Below are 16,562 nucleotides of genomic sequence, written 5' to 3' on the forward strand. Positions count from 1 at the left end.
ATGCGCGGAAACATCGCCCAACTGATGCAGCAGGCCCAGAAGATGCAGGAAAACCTGCAGAAGGCCCAGGAAGAAATCGCCCGGATCGAAGTGACCGGCAGCGCCGGCGGCGGCATGGTCAGCGTGACCCTGACCGGTGCCAAGGAATGCCGCAAGGTGCGCATCGACCCGTCGCTGACCAGCGACCCGGAGATGCTGGAAGACCTGATCGCCGCCGCCTTCAACGACGCCTCGAACAAGATCGACGCCGAGTCGAAGTCGAAGATGGGTTCGGCCACCGCCGGCATGCAGCTGCCGCCGGGCATGAAGCTGCCGTTCTGATTGCCAGCGTGGCACCCGTGCAAGCGGGTGCCACGGAATCTGTAGCCGTCGAGCTTGCTCGACGCCATGAAAGCACGCCGCCGTGTCCGCACCCCTGCTTGAACAATTGATCGACGCGCTGCGGGTGCTGCCTGGCGTAGGCCAGAAGACCGCACAGCGCATGGCCTACCACCTGCTCGAACGCGAGCGCGAAGGTGGCCAGCGCCTGGCCGAGACGCTGGCCCTGGCGGTGGAGCGCATCGGCCACTGCGCGCAGTGCCGCGACTTCAGCGAAACCGAGCTGTGCCCGACCTGCGCCAACAGCAGCCGCGAGCGCAGCCAGCTGTGCGTGGTCGAATCGCCGGCCGACCGCCTGGCCATCGAAAACGCCACCGGCTTCCGCGGTGTCTACTTCGTGCTGCAGGGCCGGTTGTCGCCGCTCGATGGCGTCGGCCCGCGCGAGCTGGGCCTGGAGCAGCTGGAACAACGGCTGGCCGAAGGTGAGGTGCAGGAGCTGATCATCGCCACCAGTGCCACCGTCGAAGGCGAAGCCACCGCGCACTACCTTGCGCAGCTGGCGCGCGCGCGCAAGGTGCAGCCCAGCCGGCTGGCGCAGGGCCTGCCGCTGGGCGGCGAGCTTGAATACGTTGACCGCGGCACGCTGTCGCACGCGTTTGGAACGCGCAGCGAATTCCGCGATTGAGCAGGCGCCGGGCAGCGCCCGGCGCGACCGGCCTACAATGCGGAAGACACTCCCGCCGAGGCCGACCATGAGCAACGAAACCCTCTTCAGCAAGATCATCCGTCGCGAGATCCCGGCCACCATCGTCTATGAGGATGACGAGGTGCTCGGTTTCAAGGACATCGCACCGCAGGCGCCGGTGCACGTCCTGTTCATTCCGAAGAACGAGATCATCCCGACCCTGGACGACCTGCAGCCATCGCAGGCGCACCTGATCGGCAAGCTCGCCCTGGCTGCCGCCGAATATGCGCGCCGCGAAGGGTTCGCGCAGGACGGCTACCGCATCGTGATGAACTGCCGCGAGCATGCCGGGCAAACCGTGTTCCACATCCACATGCACCTGTTGGCGGGTGCCCCGCTGGGCCATTTCGGCGCGCCGGGGCGCTGATGCGCCCGGCCTCCACCCTTGCCCCGCAGTAGAGCCACGCCATGCACGGATGAAAAAAGGCCGCCCGAAGGCGGCCTTTTCCGATCACGCGTGGCGGTTGGCGATCAGATCACCACCAGCCCCAGCGGCCATAGCCGCCCCAGTACGGGCCATACGGGCCCGGGCCCCACGGGCCGTAAGGGTAGGGCACCACATCGACCTGGCGCTGTTCCGGCCACAGGTAGATCACATCGGCCGACAGCTTGGGCAGGCGATAGTCGTACTCGCCGATGCGGGTGTTCTGGTAGCCGTCGATCTTGCCGATGAAGGTCACGTCGCGGCCGGCTTCAAACACGGCCGGGTCGTAGAAACCGGCGCGGCAGGCAATGAAGCGGCCATCGCTGGCATCGGACGAGGTGGTGTTCGGGCGGCCACTGGCGTTGAGCGGGCGCGAGATCATCTGGAAGCAGGTCTCGCCCTGGCCGGGCTTGGTTTCGATGATGCGGCCGCCCCATCGGACCGGCGTGCCGACCTGCTGGGTGGCGACCGAGTCGCGCGGGGAAACCAGGCTGAACTGTCCCTGCAGCGGCTTGGGGGCCGTGGCGCAGGCCGACAGGGCCAGCGTGGCCACAGCGGTGAGGAGGAACTTGGTGTTCATGGGGAGGCTCCGGAAGTCGGGCGATGCCTGCGCAGGTCCCGCAATAATGAAGCGAGGTCGGTGCAAGTTCCAGCGTAGCGCGCGTCGGCGAAACGCTGGCTGAGCGCGAGCAGGGCCGGATCGGGGCGCCGGGCGTGCACCCGCCGTGCCCAGTCCCGCGCGGTCTCGCAGGGCTCGCGAGCCAGCCCGAGGCGCGCATACCGCCGACCCAGCCGGTGCCAGGCGCGCAGCAGCGGGTCGCGTTCGCGCTCGCCGCGGGCCAGCAGCCAGGCCATCCACGCCAGCGCCAGCAGCGCAGCCACCACCAGGCCAGCCACCAGCTGCGCCGGCCCGAGGTCATCCAGCCCGAATGGCTTGAGCAGCTGCTGCTGGCGGCGCGCGTCAAAGGACAGCACCAGGTCGTTCCAGCCGCGGCGCAGCCAGTCGCCCATCTGCCCCAGCTGCAGCCAGCGCTGCTGCAGCGGGGTATCGGTGTCGGCCTGCAGGCGGTCGTCCAGCGTGTCCAGGATGCGCTCCGGCGCCACGGCCGCGGTCGGGTCGACCCGGACCCAGCCGCGTTGTGGCAGCCAGACTTCGGCCCAGGCGTGGGCATCCATGCGCCTCACCACCCAGTAGTCGCCGATGCGGTTGCGGGTGCCGCCGGCGAAGCCGGTCACCACCCGAGCCGGAATGCCGGCGTTGCGCATCAGCACCACGAAGGCCGAGCTGAAGTGCTGGCAGAAGCCGGCCTTGTAGTTGAACAGGAAATCGTCGACCGGATCGCGCCCGGCCACCGGGGCATCGAGCGTGTAGGAGAAATCGCGGGTGATCCACTGCAGCGCGCGACGGACGATGGCCTCGTCATCGTTGCCAGCCTCCTGCCGCCATTGCCGTGCGAGCTGGGCGGTACGTGGATTGAAGCCCGGCGGAAGCTGCAACGCGGCGCGGCGCAGATAGGGCGAAAGATCGGTGTCGAACCGTTGCGGTGGCGCCGAATGCAGCCGCCAGCGGCTGAGCGCGGACAGCGTGCGGTCGCTGCGCAGGCTCATGTCGGCATCGAAGCTGCTGCCCTCCGGTGCGCGGCTGGGCAGGTCCAGTGCCACCAGCAGGCGACGGTCGGTAGGCTCGTAGTCGATCTGGTAGTCCCATCCCGGTGCCGCCGCCTGGACCACGGGAGCGGACCGCCGGGCCGCGGCGTGGTCGCGGCTCCAGCGGTGGCCATCGAAGGAGGTCAGCACCGGGCCGCGCCAATAGCGCTGCGCGGGCTCGGGTACCGCGCCGAAGAACTGCACGCGCAGCGCCGGGGTGTCGTCGGCCATCAGGTCCAGCCACTGGTCCGGTGCCATGCTGTCGGCCAGGCCCGGCGTGCCCACCGCCCGTTCGGGCACGCCCCACAACGGCGTGGACAAGCGCGGGAACAGCCAGAAGCAGGCCAGTGCCAGCGGCAGGCCGATGCCCAGCAAGCGGCCGACACCACGCAGTTGTCCACGCAGTGGCTGGCGTGGGCTGCGGCCTTCGTCCTGGGCCAGGCGCTGCAGGGCCAACAGCGCGACAACGGCGGCCAGCGCCGCCAGCCCCGTGGTCAGCGGCCCCTGGTCGAGCAGGAAGGCCGCGAACGGCGAGAACAGTGCGAACCCCAGCAGGCTGCGTGCATCGCGCAGGTTGCGCAGTTCGCTGGATTTGATCGCCAGCATCGCCGCCAGCAGCGCACAGCCGGTGTCACGCCCCGGCCGCACCATGCCCATCTGCCAGACGATCGTTGCCAGCATGGCCAGTACCAGCAGCAGGCGCACCGGCATCGGCAGCACCCGCCGCCACGCGAGTGCCGCGGTCAGTACGGCGGCGATCGCGATCACCAGGGCGAGCACCGGTGGCAGCTGCAGCAGCAGCGGCAACAGCGCGAGCGCAGCGCTGGCCAGGGTCCAGCTGCGGGCGTTGCGATCAAGCAGGACGGCGGGCTCAGTCATGGGGCATCAACGCCAGCGCGCGCAGGCACAGGTGGTGGTGGCTGGCGCCTTGGCCGGGACCCAATGGCGGATGCGCCGGAAGCAGCAGTGTGTAGCGCCGGCCCTCGCGCTCGGCCATGTCGACCCAGCGTGCCAGCCGCGCGATGCGCGCCTCATGCGCCAGCGGCGCCAGCGTGCGCCAGTCCAGTACCACTTCGATGCCGATCGGCTTCTCGTACTCGCGCACCAGCAGGCTGTCACGGCGTGCCGAGTGCTTCCAGGCAATGCTGCGCGGGGCGTCGCCGGCACGATAGGGGCGCAGCTGATGCAGCTCTTCGCCCGTGGCGTGGGCGCGGGTGTGCAGGGGATCGCTGCCACTTTCCGGGAGGGGCGGTGCCTGGGCCTCGGCCAGCGGGTAAACCAGCAGCGGCTGTTCCGGCCACACCCACGACCACGCGCGCACCAGCCCCAGCGGTTGCGTACTGGACAGGCGGATGCGGGGCAGTTCCAGCCAGCCGCGGCGCTCGCTGGGGACATCCAGCTCCACTTCGCCGCGACCCTGCGCCGGCAGCGCGACCCAGGCCTCGCTTCCCGCCAGCTGCAGGTGCAGCCCATGGCGCGCGCGCGGGTCGCGCAGCGAAAGGTCCACGCGCAGGCGCAGCGGCTGCCCGGCCGGTACCGGTTCGGCGGAGATTGCATCGATCTGCAGGCCGGACAGCTGCAGGTGCGCGGCGATGGCGCTGGCGATCGCCGCTGCGGCCAACAGCAGCGCCAGCAGCAGGGCCGGGTTGTTGTTGTAGTTCAGTGCGCCCAGCAACATCGCTGACAGCAGGGTGGCGACGAACAGGCCGAAGCGCGTCGGCAGTACATAGATGCGATGGCGATCCAGTCGCTGCGGCAGGGCTTCGGGCCTGCGTGGGCGTGCCAGCAGCTGCATGCGTGCCCAGCGAGTGGCCACCTTCAGTCCACCGCGACGGTCTGCAGGATCGCGCGCGCCAGTGCCGGCCCGGAACTGGATTCGGCCTCGGCCACCAGGCGATGGCCGGCCACCGCCACGAACAGGGTCTGCACGTCCTCGGGAACCACGTGCCCGCGGCCGAGCAGCAGCGCGTGCGCCCTGGCGGCGCGCAGCAGGGCCAGCCCGGCACGCGGCGACAGGCCCACGCGGACCCCGGCATGCTGGCGGCTGCGGGTCAGCAGCGCCTGCACGTAGTCGACCAGCGCGTCGCTGGCGTGCACCTGGCCAACCGCTTCACGCAACGCACGCACCTGGGTGTCGTCCAGCTTCGGCACCGCGCGCGCGATCAGGTCGCGGCGATCGCTGCCACGCAGCAGTTCGCGCTCGGCCTGCGCGCTCGGGTAGCCCATTGCCAGGCGCAGCAGGAAACGGTCCAGCTGCGAATCCGGCAACGGGAAGGTGCCGGACAGGTCGACCGGGTTCTGCGTGGCGATGACGAAGAACGGATCGGGCAGCGGATGCGTCTGTCCGTCCAGGGTGACCTGCTGCTCGGCCATCGCCTCCAGCAACGCGCTCTGCGTGCGCGGCGGTGCGCGGTTGATTTCATCGGCCAGCAGCACGTGGGTGAACACCGGGCCGGGATGGAACTGGAACTGGCGGCTGCCGGCCTCGTACACCGATACGCCAAGCACATCGGCCGGCAACAGGTCGGAGGTGAACTGCACGCGCTGGAAGCTGAGGCCGAGGCTGCTGGCCAGCGCATGCGCGAGCGTGGTCTTGCCCAGGCCAGGCAGATCCTCGATGAGCAGGTGGCCGCCGGAAAGCAGGGCGACAAAGGCCAGCCTGACTTCCGGCACCTTGCCCAGCACCAGTGCGTTCACCTGATCCTGTGCCTCCCGCAGGGCCTGGCGCAGTTGATCGGTTAGCATGCTGGGATTGGGGGACGAGGCTGGCATGATCGTCTCAGGTCTGGAATCCATTCGATTATCCATAGAGCAATGCAAGGCGAACAGCGCGCGCGGACGATATTTCTCTGGTTGTGGACGCTGGTCACAGCGGCCAAGCTGGTGGTGGCTGCGCGCCTGCCGCTGTTCGTCGACGAAGCGTTCTACTGGCAGGAAGGCCAGCACCTGGCCGCTGCCTATTCCGATCTGCCGGGGCTGACCGCCTGGCTGGCACGCCTGGGTGTGGAGATCGGCGGTCATCACGTACTCGCATTGCGATTGCCGTTCCTGGCCATCGGTGCGCTGTTGCCGTTGCTGGTGGTGCGCATCGCCACACGCTGGTTCGGCAACGTTGCCGGGTGGCAGGCGGGCAGCCTGACCCTGCTGATGCCGCTGTCGGCCACGCTGGGCCTGCTGGCGGTGCCGGACGTGCCCATGGCGCTGGCCGCAGTGATCTGCCTGCACGCCGGCGCACGCCTGCTGCACAGCGTGGATGCATCATCGGCGATGAAGCTGGCGCTGGGCCTGCTGATCGGTGCGCTCAGCCACTACCGCTTCATCGGTGTCATCGGCGTCGGGTTCATCGCGCTGCTGGCGTTGCCGCAGGGGCGTCGCATGCTGGCCGATCCGCGCGTATGGGTGGCGCTGGCGGTGGGTGTGCTGGCCTGGCTGCCGCTGCTGGCCTGGAACGCGGACAACCATGATGCCGGCCTGAAGTTCCAGGTGGTGGAGCGCCACCCGTGGGCGTTCGAGTGGGAGGGACTGTGGTTCCTGGTGATCCAGCCGATGCTGGTCACGCCGATCCTGTGCATCGCGATGTGGAAGGTCGCGCTGGCCGGCACCCGCAGCGGCGGCGGCGCGCGGGTGCAGTGGCGCTACTTCGGCCTGGTGGGCGGTGTATCGACGGCGGGCATTTTCCTGTTGGGTTTCTTCACCGATGTCGAACGCATCAGTTTCCACTGGCCGCTGCCGGGCTACCTGGCACTGCTGGTGGCGGTACCGGTGGTGCTCAATGGCTGGCCGCGCTGGCTGCGCCGTACCGGCTGGTGGCTGGCGGCGGCGGGTACCGTGCTGGCCTTCGGCTACTACCTGATGGCGTCCACGCCGGCGCTGCGCGAGCAGATGGCGGGCAGCAAGTACTACCCGCGCAACTTCGCCGGCTGGCAACCGCTGGCCGTGGCGGTGCGCGACGAGCTGCGCCAGATGCCGCCCGGCACGCGTGTCCTGGCGGGCAACTTCAAGGTCGGTGCCGAACTGGGCTTCCAGCTGGGCGACGGTGATATCCAGGTGTTGCCGCATCCGCTCAATGACAAGCATGGGCGGACCGCGCAGCTGGCGCAGTGGAACCTGCTGCACGAAGGCCCGCGCAATACGCCGATGTTGCTGGTGCTGTCACCCAGCGACCAGCGCTACCGCGATCTGCTGGCGCGCTATCACACCATCTGCGAGCAGGTCGGGCCGTTGCCCGCGCCGCGCGTGGTCAGCAGCGACCATGGTTTCCAGCGGTTCCTGTTGTTCCGGTTGCCGGCGCAGCGTGCACCGGGGCCGTGCGTGACGCCGGCGATGGCGTGGCTGGATGCGCCGTCCAATGGTCAGACGGTTTCCGGAACGCTGGCGATCAAGGGCTGGGCCTTCAAGGATGGCGTCGGCCTGGCACGCATCGAAGTGCTGGTCGACGGCCGCCCGATCGGTGATGCGCGCTACGGGCGCGTGTTCGACGTCCGCCCCGCCTGGCCGGGCAGTACCGACCCGCAGCATCCGTCGGTGGGCTTTGATGCCTCGCTGGATACCGCCACGCTGGCACCGGGGCGGCATTGGCTCGGCCTGCGCCTGTACGGGCGCGATGGCAGCGTGGAGGCGTGGCAGGAGCAGCCGTTCGAGGTGCGCTGACGTCCTCTGGTCCTGTCGAGCCGAGCCGATGCTCGGCTCTACCGTTCACGGCACCGCGAATCCGGCCCTGCGCAGCAGTCCGCACAGCGCGATCAACGGCAGGCCGACCAGCGCGGTCGGGTCGCGGTTGTCGATCGCCTCGAACAGGCTGATGCCCAGGCCCTCGCACTTGAAGCTGCCGGCGCAGTCCAGTGGCTGCTCAGCGGCGACATAACGGGCGATCTCCAGCGGGTCCAGCGCGCGGAAGCGTACTTCGGTCAGATCCACTGCGGCGAAGGATTCTCCATCGCGCCTGAGACTGATTGCCGTGTGAAAGCGCACCGTTTGCCCGGACATCGCTGCCAGCTGCGCACAGGCGGCCTCGGCCGTGCCCGGCTTGCCCAGCGGCTGGCCGTTCAGGTCGGCCACCTGGTCCGAGCCGATCACCCAGGCGCCCGGATGGCGGGCGGCCACGTCGGCGGCCTTGGCGGCCGCCAGGCGCGTGGCCAGCGCCAGCGGAGCTTTGCCGTTCAACGGGGTTTCATCCACCTTCGGGCGTGCGCAGTCGAAGGGCAGGCCCAGCCGTTGCAGCAGTTCGCGGCGGTAGCGGGAGGTGGAGGCCAGGACCAGTGGCATGTGACAATACCGGGGCAGGGCGCGGCAGTCTGGCCCGCCTGCGCCGCCCGCGGCAAGTCCTGCAGGGCAGGCATTTGACAGCAGACACCGCGATCCTTAGTATTCAGCGGCTTATGTCCGCGAACGTGCCCGAAACGCTGGATGCCTGGCGGATGGTTGTAGCGCGAAGGCGCTTCGACGGTCAGGTGCCCCTGGCTGAATTGACCCGCCTGCAAGGGTTGGTCGCAGATACCGACGGCGAGTGTGTCTACTCGCTTGAATTCGGTCGCGACGACGTCTTGCGGGTATCCTATGTGGAACTGACCATCGACACCGCGTTGCCGCTGACCTGTCAGCGCAGCATGCAGCGATTCCTGTTGCCGGTGAAGGTGACCCAGAGGCTTGGCCTGATCCGCGACGAGGACGAGGAATCGTCCCTGCCGGAGGAATACGAGGCGTTGCTGGTGCCGGAAGACGGCCAGCTGCGTCCGCTGGACCTGGTCGAGGACGAGCTGGTGCTGGCGGTGCCTGTGGTGCCGCTGTCGCCCGACGGTGAAGCAGTCGACAAGGACTGGGCACCGAGCGAAGAAGAAACGAAGAAGGCCAACCCGTTCGCGGCGTTGGCGGCACTGAAGAAACAATAGCAGCCGGATTGTCGTCGGCGGCTGCGGCGAAAGCGAAAGTGTGCTGGGCGCTGGCGTCCTGCGCGACGATACGACGAAGCAAAACGAACCGAGTTTGGAGCAATCCCATGGCTGTGCAGAAATCCCGTGTTACCCCGTCCCGCCGCGGCCAGCGCCGTTCGCATGACGCCCTGAGCGCCAAGCAGCTGTCGACCGACCCGACCACCGGCGAAGTGCATCTGCGTCACCACATCACTGCCGATGGTTTCTACCGCGGCAAGAAGGTCATCCAGACCAAGACCTCGGCCGTCGAAGAAGATTGATGTGCCGGGAAGGCCGCTGCCTCCGGGCAGCGGCCTTTGCCTTCTTTCCCGGGCGTGCCGGTGATCGGCGGCCCGCGCAACAGGAAACATGATGAGCAAGCGGATCTACTCGAGGATCGCGGGCACCGGCAGCTATTTGCCGGAAAAAGTCCTGACCAACGCCGACCTGGAAAAAATGGTCGAAACCTCGGACGAGTGGATCCAGTCGCGCACCGGCATTCGTGAACGGCACATCGCGGCCGAAGGCGAAACCACCAGCGACCTCGGCTACAACGCCGCCCTGCGCGCGCTGGAAGCCGCAGGCATCGATGCCTCGCAGCTCGACATGATCGTGGTCGGTACGACCACGCCTGACCTCATTTTTCCGTCCACCGCGTGCCTGATCCAGGCCAAGCTCGGTGTGGCGGGGTGCCCTGCCTTCGACGTCAATGCGGCCTGTTCCGGCTTCGTGTTCGCGCTGGGCGTGGCCGACAAGTTCATCCGCTCCGGCGACTGCAAGCACGTGCTGGTGATCGGCACCGAAACGCTGACCCGCATGGTCGACTGGAACGATCGCACCACCTGCGTGCTGTTCGGTGATGGCGCCGGCGCTGTCGTGCTGAAGGCCGACGAAGAGACCGGCATCCTCAGCACCCACCTGCATGCCGATGGCAGCAAGAAGGAACTGCTGTGGAACCCGGTCGGTGTTTCGACCGGCTTCAAGGACGGCGCCAACGGCGGTGGCACCATCAACATGAAGGGCAACGACGTGTTCAAGTACGCCGTCAAGGCGCTGGACTCGGTCGTGGACGAGACCCTGGCTGCCAACGGCCTGGACAAGTCCGACCTGGACTGGCTGATCCCGCACCAGGCCAACCTGCGCATCATCGAAGCCACCGCCAAGCGCCTGGAGATGTCGATGGACCAGGTCGTGGTGACCGTCGACAAGCACGGCAACACCTCCTCCGGCTCGGTGCCGCTGGCGCTGGACGCCGCGGTGCGTTCGGGCAAGGTCGAGCGTGGCCAGCTGCTGCTGCTGGAGGCCTTCGGCGGCGGCTTCACGTGGGGTTCGGCCCTGCTGCGCTATTGATAGTGCAAGTTACGACAATGTGAAGTCTTGTCGTTACGGCCCCTCCGGGGCCGTAACGCGTTTAAGGAGGACCTGTCATGGTTGAGCCCATCGTCATCGAAGGGCAACGTGCCTGGCTGAAGCAGTACGGCAAGGGAAGCCGGGCAATGGCCCTGGGCCTGCTCAATTTTGTTGCGCGCCGTTTCCATCTGGATGCGCTGCGCCCGCCACCGCATCGCGGCGGCGATGCGGCACGCGAAACCGAAGCCCGGCGCCTGGGGGAACTGCAGGCACAGGGCGTGAACGTGCCCGACGTGCTGGGCACCGGCCACGCTGCACTGGTGATCGGCGACAACGGCAGCTCGTTCAATACCTGCCTGCGTGAAGCCGATGAGGCCGGCCGCGATCGGCTGGTGATGGCGGCGATGCAGTCCATCGCCCAGGCGCATGCGCGCGGGGCCTATTTCGGCCAGCCCTTGCCGCGCAACCTCACCTGGGATGGCGAGAAGGTCGGCTTCATCGACTTCGAGGAAGATCCGCTGGAAGTGATGGACCTGTCCGAAGCGCAGGCCCGTGACTGGCTGATGTTCGGCTATGGCGTGGCCAAGTACTACGCCGACCGCCCCGAGCACCTGCAGGCGATGATGGCCGAAGCGATGGGCGACGTTCAGGCGCCGGTACGCGAGCACGTGCATGCGGTCAGTGGCCGCCTGCGCAGCCTGGCCCGGGTCTGCATGAAGCTGGGGCGTTCAGCGCGCGCGCTGGCCCATTCGATCTTCATCACCCACGGCGCCAGTACGGCCGGGGTGCTGATGCTGGTGGGGCTGTGCGTGGATTTCCTCGCCGACGGCGATCTGGACGTGCTGCAGCTGTTCTGCTGATGGCTGACAGGGGTCAGATCCCTTTTCCTGCGGAAAAGGGATCTGACCCCGTTGCGCTTGCCCGGCCGCGCTCCATACGCCTGCATACGCGCACGTACAGACGACACAGCGGATTCGCCCTTATCATGGCCCGCTTCGATTGCAACAAGCGGATGACCGCGTGACCGTATCCACCCTCGCTTTTGTCTTCCCCGGCCAGGGCTCGCAGTCTGTGGGCATGGTGGCCGAGCTGGCCGAACTGCACCCGCAGGTGCGTGAAGCCTTCACCGAGGCATCCGATGGTGCCGGCGTCGACCTGTGGGCGCTGTCCCAGGGTGGCCCGGAGGAAATGCTCAACCGTACCGAATACACCCAGCCGGCCCTGCTGGCGGCAAGCATCGGCGTGTGGCGCGCCTGGAACGCCGTGGGCGGTCCGCGCCCGTCGGTGCTGGCCGGCCACAGCCTGGGCGAGTACACCGCCCTGGTTGCCGCAGGCGCGCTGAGCCTGCATGACGGTGCGCACCTGGTGCGCCTGCGCGGCCAGCTGATGCAGGAAGCCGCACCGGCCGGTGTCGGCGCCATGGCCGCCGTGCTCGGCGCCGAAGACCAGCTGGTGCTGGACGTCTGCGCCGAAGCGGCGGGCAGCCAGGTGGTGGTGCCGGCCAACTTCAATTCGCCGGGCCAGATCGTGATCGGTGGCGACGCCGACGCGGTCGACCGTGCGCTGGCGCTGCTGGCCGAGAAGGGCGTGCGCAAGGCGGTCAAGCTGGCCGTCAGCGTGCCCTCGCACACCCCGCTGATGCGCGAAGCCGCCAACCGCCTGGCCGAGGTGATGGCCGGCCTGTCCTGGCAGGCGCCGCAGCTGCCGGTGATCCAGAACGTCGATGCCCGGGTGCACGACGGCGTGGACGCCCTCCGCACCGCGCTGGTCCAGCAGCTGTACCAGCCGGTACAGTGGACCGGGTGCGTGCAGGCGCTGGCTGCCCGTGGCGTCACCCGGATCGCCGAGTGCGGCCCGGGCAAGGTGCTGACCGGCCTGGTCAAGCGCATCGACAAGGCCATCGACGGCCGTCCGCTGGCCACTCCGGGCGACTTCGAAGCCGCCCGCGAGGCGTGGTCGGCCTGATTCCCCTGTTCCTGCCGACCGTGCCGGTCGCCGCTGCAAGCGGCACGGGTGCGGCGGTCGCCCCAGCCTGAGGAAAACATCATGAGCAAGCCCCTGCAGGGTGAAATCGCACTGGTCACCGGCGCCAGCCGTGGCATCGGTGCCGCCATCGCCGATCTGCTGGCCGCCCAGGGCGCCACCGTCATCGGTACCGCCACCACCGAATCCGGCGCTGCCGCGATCGGCGAACGCCTGGCCGCCCACGGTGGTCACGGCCGCGCGCTGAACGTCACCGATGCCGCCGCGCTGGACAGCGTGCTCGATGGCATCGCCAAGGAATTCGGCCCGATCTCGATCCTGGTCAACAATGCCGGCATCACCCGCGACAACCTGCTGATGCGCATGAAGGACGAGGACTGGGCGTCGATCATCGACACCAACCTGACCAGCGTGTTCCGCACCAGCAAGGCGGTGATGCGCGGCATGATGAAGGCGCGCAAGGGCCGCATCATCAACATCGCATCGGTGGTGGGCGTGACCGGCAATGCCGGCCAGGCCAACTACGCCGCGGCCAAGGCCGGCATCATCGGCTTCAGCAAGTCGCTGGCCAAGGAAATCGGTTCGCGCGGCGTCACCGTCAATGTTGTCGCACCTGGCTTCATCGACACCGACATGACCAAGGCGTTGCCGGAAGAAGCGCGCACCGCGCTGATCAACGACATCGCCCTCGAACGCCTGGGATCGCCGGAAGACATCGCCCATGCGGTGGCCTTCCTGGCCAGCCCGGCTGCCGGTTACATCACCGGCGAAACCCTCCATGTGAACGGCGGCATGTACATGCCGTAAGCAAGGGGCGCAGGGATTGCGCCGCAAGTGGTTGATCTGCGGAGGTTTTTGCTGCAATGCAAGGCCGCGCCGGTTTCCACTACACTATCCCACGGCCATCGCCCTTGATGGCGACCACTTTTGAACCACAACTCCATCTGGAGCGAGATCCCATGAGCACCATCGAAGAACGCGTCAAGAAAATCGTCGTCGAACAGCTTGGCGTCAAGGAAGAAGAAGTCACCAACAGCGCATCGTTCGTCGATGACCTGGGCGCTGACTCGCTGGACACCGTCGAGCTGGTGATGGCCCTGGAAGAAGAATTCGAGTGCGAGATCCCGGACGAAGAAGCCGAGAAGATCAGCACCGTGCAGGCCGCCATCGACTACATCAAGGCCCACGTCAAGGCCTGATGTCAGACGGCAGTGCGCGCGCGGGCCACGCTCGCCGCGCACCGCACCCCATGGGGCCGCTGTTGCGGCCCCGTGTGTTTGGGCATCACACCGAAGCAAACCGCGTTGCCCGTTGAAATCAGCCGGGCCAGGAGAATCAGCAATGAAGCGTCGCGTCGTCGTAACCGGCCTGGGTATCGTCTCGCCGTTGGGCAATGATCTGGCCAGCAGCTGGGAAGGCATCACCCACGGTCGTTCGGGCATCGGTCCGCTGACCAACGTTTCTGATGCCTATCTGGATCGGTTCACCACCAAGATTGCCGGTGAGGTCAAGGGATTCGACATCACCGCCGACAATGAACTGTTCGGCAAGTTCCGGGTCAGCGGCAAGGATGCCAAGAAGATGGACCCGTTCATCCATTACGGCCTCGGTGCCTCGTTCATGGCCCTGCACGACTCGGGCCTGGAGATCACCGACGCCAATGCCGAGCGCATCGGCGCCATCGTCGGCGCCGGCATCGGCGGCCTGCTCGGCATCGAAGAGCAGACCATCGAGTTCCATGAGGGCAAGAAGATCTCGCCCTTCTACGTGCCCAAGACCATCATCAACATGCTGCCGGGCCAGCTGAGCATCATCACCGGCCTGAAGGGCCCGTCGTTCTCGGCGGTGTCGGCGTGCGCGACCTCGAACCACTCGATCGGCACCGCGATGCGCATGATCCAGTACGGCGACGCCGACGTGATGGTGGTCGGTGGTGCCGAACGTGGCTCGTCGCCGACCGCCGTGGGCGGTTTCTGCGCGATGAAGGCCATGAGTACCCGCAATGACGCCCCGGAACAGGCCTCGCGCCCGTGGGACAAGGACCGTGACGGCTTCGTGCTGGGCGACGGCGCCGGCATCCTGATCCTGGAAGAGTACGAGCACGCCAAGGCACGTGGCGCGAAGATCTACTGCGAACTGGCCGGCTTCGGCGCCAGCTCCGACGCGTACCACATGACCGCACCGAGCGAGAACGGCGAAGGCGCCGCGCGCTGCATGGCCATGGCCATGAAGGACGCGGGCGTGACCCCGGAACAGGTGGGTTACCTCAACGCGCACGGCACCTCCACGCCGCTGGGCGACCTGGGCGAGACGATGGCGATGAAGACCGCCTTCGGCGACCACGCCTACAAGATGATGGTCAGCTCCACCAAGTCGATGACCGGCCACCTGCTGGGTGCTGCCGGCGGCGTGGAAGCGATCTTCTCGGTGATGGCACTGCAGGACAACGTCATCCCGCCGACCATCAACCTGCAGCAGCCGGGCGAAGGCTGCGACCTGGACTATGTGCCCAACGAAGCACGCCAGGCCAAGGTCGACGTGGTGATGTCCAATGGTTTCGGCTTCGGCGGCACCAACGGCACGCTGGTCTTCAAGCGCGTCTGACCGAGGTGTAGCGTCGGGCCATGCTCGACGCCGCGTTCTACGGAGCCGCCGCAAGGCGGCTTCCGTGCATCTGAACCCCAGAACTGGCTGCCATGACCCACGCACCGCTGATCCACCCGCTGCCGCACCCGATCGATCTGCTGGCCCTGCAGCAGCATGACCCGGCGCGCTTCCCGCTGCTGATGGAATCCACTGCCTCGGGCACCGCGCAGGGCCGCTGGAGCCTGCTGCTGGCCGCGCAGGGCGATGGCCTGCGACTGGATGCGGATGGCCAGGTGCGCGACCAGCACGACGCGGTGCACGCCGGCAGCTTCCTGCAGGTGCTGGACCGTGCCTGGCAGCGCGACCGCCTGCCGCATGACGGCAGCCACAGCCTGCCGTTCCGCGGCGGCTGGGCGTTGATGCTCGATTACGAAGTGGCCAGCCAGATCGAACTGGTGCTGCCGGCGCGCGCACGCGAGGATGGCCGCCCGACCGCGCTGGCGCTGCGCTGCCCGGCCGCGGTGCTGCACGACCACCACAACGACGCCAGCTTCGTCATCGCAGAAGGCGGCGAGCAGACGTTGCTGGATGCGCTGGTGGCACTGGCCACGGCCGCGCTGCCCGAAGCCGGGCAGGGCTGGCAGCCGCCGCAGGCGGTAGGCGAGGATGCGCCGCAACGTTTCACCGACGGTGTGCGCCGGGTAATCGAGTACCTGCGTGCCGGCGATGTGTTCCAGGTGAACCTGTCGCGGCGCTGGAGCGCGCAGTTTGCCGCGCCGGTCAGCCCGCAGGCGCTGTACGCGCAGCTGCGCCGCGCCAATCCGGCACCGTTCGCCGGCCTGTTCAGCGCGCACGGCCGCCATGTGGTCAGTTCCTCGCCGGAGCGGCTGGTGTCGGTGCATGCCGGGCATGCGCAGACCCGTCCGATTGCCGGCACGCGTCCGCGCTTCGAGGGGGACGATGATGCCGCGCGCATCCAGGAGCTGGTCGGCCACCCCAAGGAGCGCGCCGAACACGTGATGCTGATCGACCTGGAGCGCAACGACCTGGGCCGCATCTGCCTGCCCGGTACCGTGGTGGTCGACGAGCTGATGACCGTGGAGAGCTACGCGCACGTGCACCACATCGTCAGCAACGTCAGCGGCCACCTGCGCCCGGAGGTCACCCCCGGCGAGGTGATCGCCGCCACGTTCCCCGGTGGCACCATCACCGGCTGCCCCAAGGTGCGCTGCATGCAGATCATCAGCGAGCTGGAGCAGGTGCCGCGCGGTGCCTACACCGGCGCGTTCGGCTGGCTGAACCGCGACGGCGACCTGGACCTGAACATCCTGATCCGCACCGCCGAAGTGGATGGCCACCAGGTCAGCTTCCGCACCGGCGCCGGCATCGTGGTCGATTCGGACCCGGACAAGGAACTGGACGAGACCCGCGCCAAGGCCCGAGGCCTGCTGCGCGCGCTCGGCCAGCAGGGGTAGTGCCGGCCGCTGGCCGGCAACCTTATTCATCCACGATCCACGCGCTTGCCGGCCAGCGGCCGGCACTACCGAACCGGTGGGTGCCAGTGTTGTGGTGGGTGCCGACCGTTGGTCGGCACGGGTGT

The 16,562-nt window shown here is 68.0% G+C and carries 18 protein-coding genes; 13 read left to right on the forward strand and 5 right to left on the reverse strand.

The genetic code is table 11. From position 1 onward, the window contains the following. The 3 genes from BLS66_RS17030 (at position 1) to BLS66_RS17040 (ending at position 1,430) form a co-directional block, all read left to right on the forward strand. Entirely contained in the window at positions 1–321 is a 321-nt protein-coding gene (locus tag BLS66_RS17030) for a YbaB/EbfC family nucleoid-associated protein (protein WP_019659509.1), read from the forward strand. An 82-nt stretch (positions 322–403) separates the two neighbouring features. Continuing rightward, on the forward strand, positions 404–1,003 hold the full coding sequence (recR, locus tag BLS66_RS17035; protein ID WP_005415496.1) for a recombination mediator RecR: 600 nt from the start codon (positions 404–406) through the stop codon (positions 1,001–1,003). A gap of 67 nt (positions 1,004–1,070) precedes the next feature. After that, the gene (locus BLS66_RS17040; protein WP_005408300.1) at positions 1,071–1,430 is read left to right on the forward strand and encodes a histidine triad nucleotide-binding protein; all 360 of its coding nucleotides are present in this window, start codon (positions 1,071–1,073) and stop codon (positions 1,428–1,430) included. A gap of 109 nt (positions 1,431–1,539) precedes the next feature. Here the strand turns inward: BLS66_RS17040 and BLS66_RS17045 are convergent, their stop codons facing one another. The 4 genes from BLS66_RS17045 to BLS66_RS17060 are packed head-to-tail and all read right to left on the reverse strand — an operon-like array spanning position 1,540 to position 5,906. Next, entirely contained in the window at positions 1,540–2,067 is a 528-nt protein-coding gene (locus BLS66_RS17045; RefSeq protein ID WP_014036182.1) for a Slp family lipoprotein, read from the reverse strand. Then, positions 2,064–4,013 (reverse strand): transglutaminase TgpA family protein, encoded by a 1,950-nt coding sequence (locus BLS66_RS17050; RefSeq protein WP_074726384.1) that lies wholly within the window; start codon positions 4,011–4,013, stop codon positions 2,064–2,066. The genes BLS66_RS17045 and BLS66_RS17050 overlap by 4 nt, the downstream gene beginning before the upstream one ends. Next, positions 4,006–4,929, reverse strand: coding sequence for a DUF58 domain-containing protein (locus tag BLS66_RS17055; RefSeq protein ID WP_049471050.1), 924 nt, complete (start codon positions 4,927–4,929; stop codon positions 4,006–4,008). The genes BLS66_RS17050 and BLS66_RS17055 overlap by 8 nt, the downstream gene beginning before the upstream one ends. A 23-nt stretch (positions 4,930–4,952) precedes the next feature. Beyond that, the gene (locus BLS66_RS17060; protein ID WP_074726385.1) at positions 4,953–5,906 is read right to left on the reverse strand and encodes an AAA family ATPase; all 954 of its coding nucleotides are present in this window, start codon (positions 5,904–5,906) and stop codon (positions 4,953–4,955) included. A gap of 42 nt (positions 5,907–5,948) precedes the next feature. On the opposite strand from BLS66_RS17060, the gene BLS66_RS17065 reads away from it, so the two are divergent. Further along, positions 5,949–7,784: a glycosyltransferase family 39 protein gene (locus BLS66_RS17065; RefSeq protein WP_049471054.1), complete on the forward strand. Its 1,836-nt coding sequence runs from the start codon at positions 5,949–5,951 to the stop codon at positions 7,782–7,784. A gap of 45 nt (positions 7,785–7,829) precedes the next feature. On the opposite strand, the gene BLS66_RS17070 is transcribed toward BLS66_RS17065, so the two are convergent. Further along, on the reverse strand, positions 7,830–8,399 hold the full coding sequence (locus tag BLS66_RS17070; protein ID WP_074726386.1) for a Maf family protein: 570 nt from the start codon (positions 8,397–8,399) through the stop codon (positions 7,830–7,832). Between the two features lie 113 nt (positions 8,400–8,512). Between BLS66_RS17070 and BLS66_RS17075 the strand changes: the two genes are divergently transcribed. The 9 genes from BLS66_RS17075 to BLS66_RS17115 all read left to right on the forward strand — a co-directional run bounded on the left by BLS66_RS17075 (position 8,513) and on the right by BLS66_RS17115 (position 16,437). Beyond that, positions 8,513–9,022 (forward strand): YceD family protein, encoded by a 510-nt coding sequence (locus BLS66_RS17075; protein WP_049471056.1) that lies wholly within the window; start codon positions 8,513–8,515, stop codon positions 9,020–9,022. Positions 9,023–9,129: 107 nt separating this feature from the next. Then, positions 9,130–9,324, forward strand: a complete 195-nt coding sequence (gene rpmF, locus BLS66_RS17080) for a 50S ribosomal protein L32 (RefSeq protein ID WP_005408308.1) — start codon at positions 9,130–9,132, stop codon at positions 9,322–9,324. 91 nt (positions 9,325–9,415) lie between these two features. Then, positions 9,416–10,393 carry a beta-ketoacyl-ACP synthase III gene (locus BLS66_RS17085; protein ID WP_053462315.1) on the forward strand — a complete coding sequence of 326 codons (978 nt, stop codon included), beginning with the start codon at positions 9,416–9,418 and terminating at the stop codon, positions 10,391–10,393. A 77-nt stretch (positions 10,394–10,470) separates the two neighbouring features. Further along, on the forward strand, positions 10,471–11,253 hold the full coding sequence (locus BLS66_RS17090; RefSeq protein ID WP_049471060.1) for a BUD32 family EKC/KEOPS complex subunit: 783 nt from the start codon (positions 10,471–10,473) through the stop codon (positions 11,251–11,253). A 160-nt stretch (positions 11,254–11,413) separates the two neighbouring features. After that, entirely contained in the window at positions 11,414–12,358 is a 945-nt protein-coding gene (gene fabD / locus BLS66_RS17095) for an ACP S-malonyltransferase (protein WP_074726387.1), read from the forward strand. Between the two features lie 81 nt (positions 12,359–12,439). After that, the gene (gene fabG, locus BLS66_RS17100) at positions 12,440–13,183 is read left to right on the forward strand and encodes a 3-oxoacyl-ACP reductase FabG (protein ID WP_005408312.1); all 744 of its coding nucleotides are present in this window, start codon (positions 12,440–12,442) and stop codon (positions 13,181–13,183) included. A gap of 152 nt (positions 13,184–13,335) precedes the next feature. Continuing rightward, entirely contained in the window at positions 13,336–13,575 is a 240-nt protein-coding gene (gene acpP / locus BLS66_RS17105; protein WP_005415509.1) for an acyl carrier protein, read from the forward strand. A 142-nt stretch (positions 13,576–13,717) separates the two neighbouring features. After that, entirely contained in the window at positions 13,718–14,980 is a 1,263-nt protein-coding gene (fabF, locus tag BLS66_RS17110; RefSeq protein ID WP_049471064.1) for a beta-ketoacyl-ACP synthase II, read from the forward strand. Positions 14,981–15,072: 92 nt separating this feature from the next. Next, positions 15,073–16,437: an aminodeoxychorismate synthase component I gene (locus BLS66_RS17115; RefSeq protein WP_074726388.1), complete on the forward strand. Its 1,365-nt coding sequence runs from the start codon at positions 15,073–15,075 to the stop codon at positions 16,435–16,437. Positions 16,438–16,562 lie beyond the last annotated feature (125 nt).

The organism is Stenotrophomonas pavanii, assembly GCF_900101175.1.
GTDB lineage: Bacteria > Pseudomonadota > Gammaproteobacteria > Xanthomonadales > Xanthomonadaceae > Stenotrophomonas > Stenotrophomonas pavanii.

What these genes read in the sequence shown, in the direction of transcription:
- BLS66_RS17030 (WP_019659509.1), top strand. Translation starts at nt 1, where the DNA reads ATGCGCGGAAACATCGCCCAACTGATGCAGCAGGCCCAGAAGATGCAG.
- BLS66_RS17040 (WP_005408300.1), top strand. Translation starts at nt 1,071, where the DNA reads ATGAGCAACGAAACCCTCTTCAGCAAGATCATCCGTCGCGAGATCCCG.
- BLS66_RS17045 (WP_014036182.1), bottom strand. Translation starts at nt 2,067, where the DNA reads ATGAACACCAAGTTCCTCCTCACCGCTGTGGCCACGCTGGCCCTGTCG.
- BLS66_RS17050 (WP_074726384.1), bottom strand. Translation starts at nt 4,013, where the DNA reads ATGACTGAGCCCGCCGTCCTGCTTGATCGCAACGCCCGCAGCTGGACC.
- BLS66_RS17055 (WP_049471050.1), bottom strand. Translation starts at nt 4,929, where the DNA reads ATGCAGCTGCTGGCACGCCCACGCAGGCCCGAAGCCCTGCCGCAGCGA.
- BLS66_RS17060 (WP_074726385.1), bottom strand. Translation starts at nt 5,906, where the DNA reads ATGCCAGCCTCGTCCCCCAATCCCAGCATGCTAACCGATCAACTGCGC.
- BLS66_RS17065 (WP_049471054.1), top strand. Translation starts at nt 5,949, where the DNA reads ATGCAAGGCGAACAGCGCGCGCGGACGATATTTCTCTGGTTGTGGACG.
- BLS66_RS17070 (WP_074726386.1), bottom strand. Translation starts at nt 8,399, where the DNA reads ATGCCACTGGTCCTGGCCTCCACCTCCCGCTACCGCCGCGAACTGCTG.
- BLS66_RS17075 (WP_049471056.1), top strand. Translation starts at nt 8,513, where the DNA reads ATGTCCGCGAACGTGCCCGAAACGCTGGATGCCTGGCGGATGGTTGTA.
- rpmF (WP_005408308.1), top strand. Translation starts at nt 9,130, where the DNA reads ATGGCTGTGCAGAAATCCCGTGTTACCCCGTCCCGCCGCGGCCAGCGC.
- BLS66_RS17085 (WP_053462315.1), top strand. Translation starts at nt 9,416, where the DNA reads ATGAGCAAGCGGATCTACTCGAGGATCGCGGGCACCGGCAGCTATTTG.
- BLS66_RS17090 (WP_049471060.1), top strand. Translation starts at nt 10,471, where the DNA reads ATGGTTGAGCCCATCGTCATCGAAGGGCAACGTGCCTGGCTGAAGCAG.
- fabG (WP_005408312.1), top strand. Translation starts at nt 12,440, where the DNA reads ATGAGCAAGCCCCTGCAGGGTGAAATCGCACTGGTCACCGGCGCCAGC.
- acpP (WP_005415509.1), top strand. Translation starts at nt 13,336, where the DNA reads ATGAGCACCATCGAAGAACGCGTCAAGAAAATCGTCGTCGAACAGCTT.
- fabF (WP_049471064.1), top strand. Translation starts at nt 13,718, where the DNA reads ATGAAGCGTCGCGTCGTCGTAACCGGCCTGGGTATCGTCTCGCCGTTG.
- BLS66_RS17115 (WP_074726388.1), top strand. Translation starts at nt 15,073, where the DNA reads ATGACCCACGCACCGCTGATCCACCCGCTGCCGCACCCGATCGATCTG.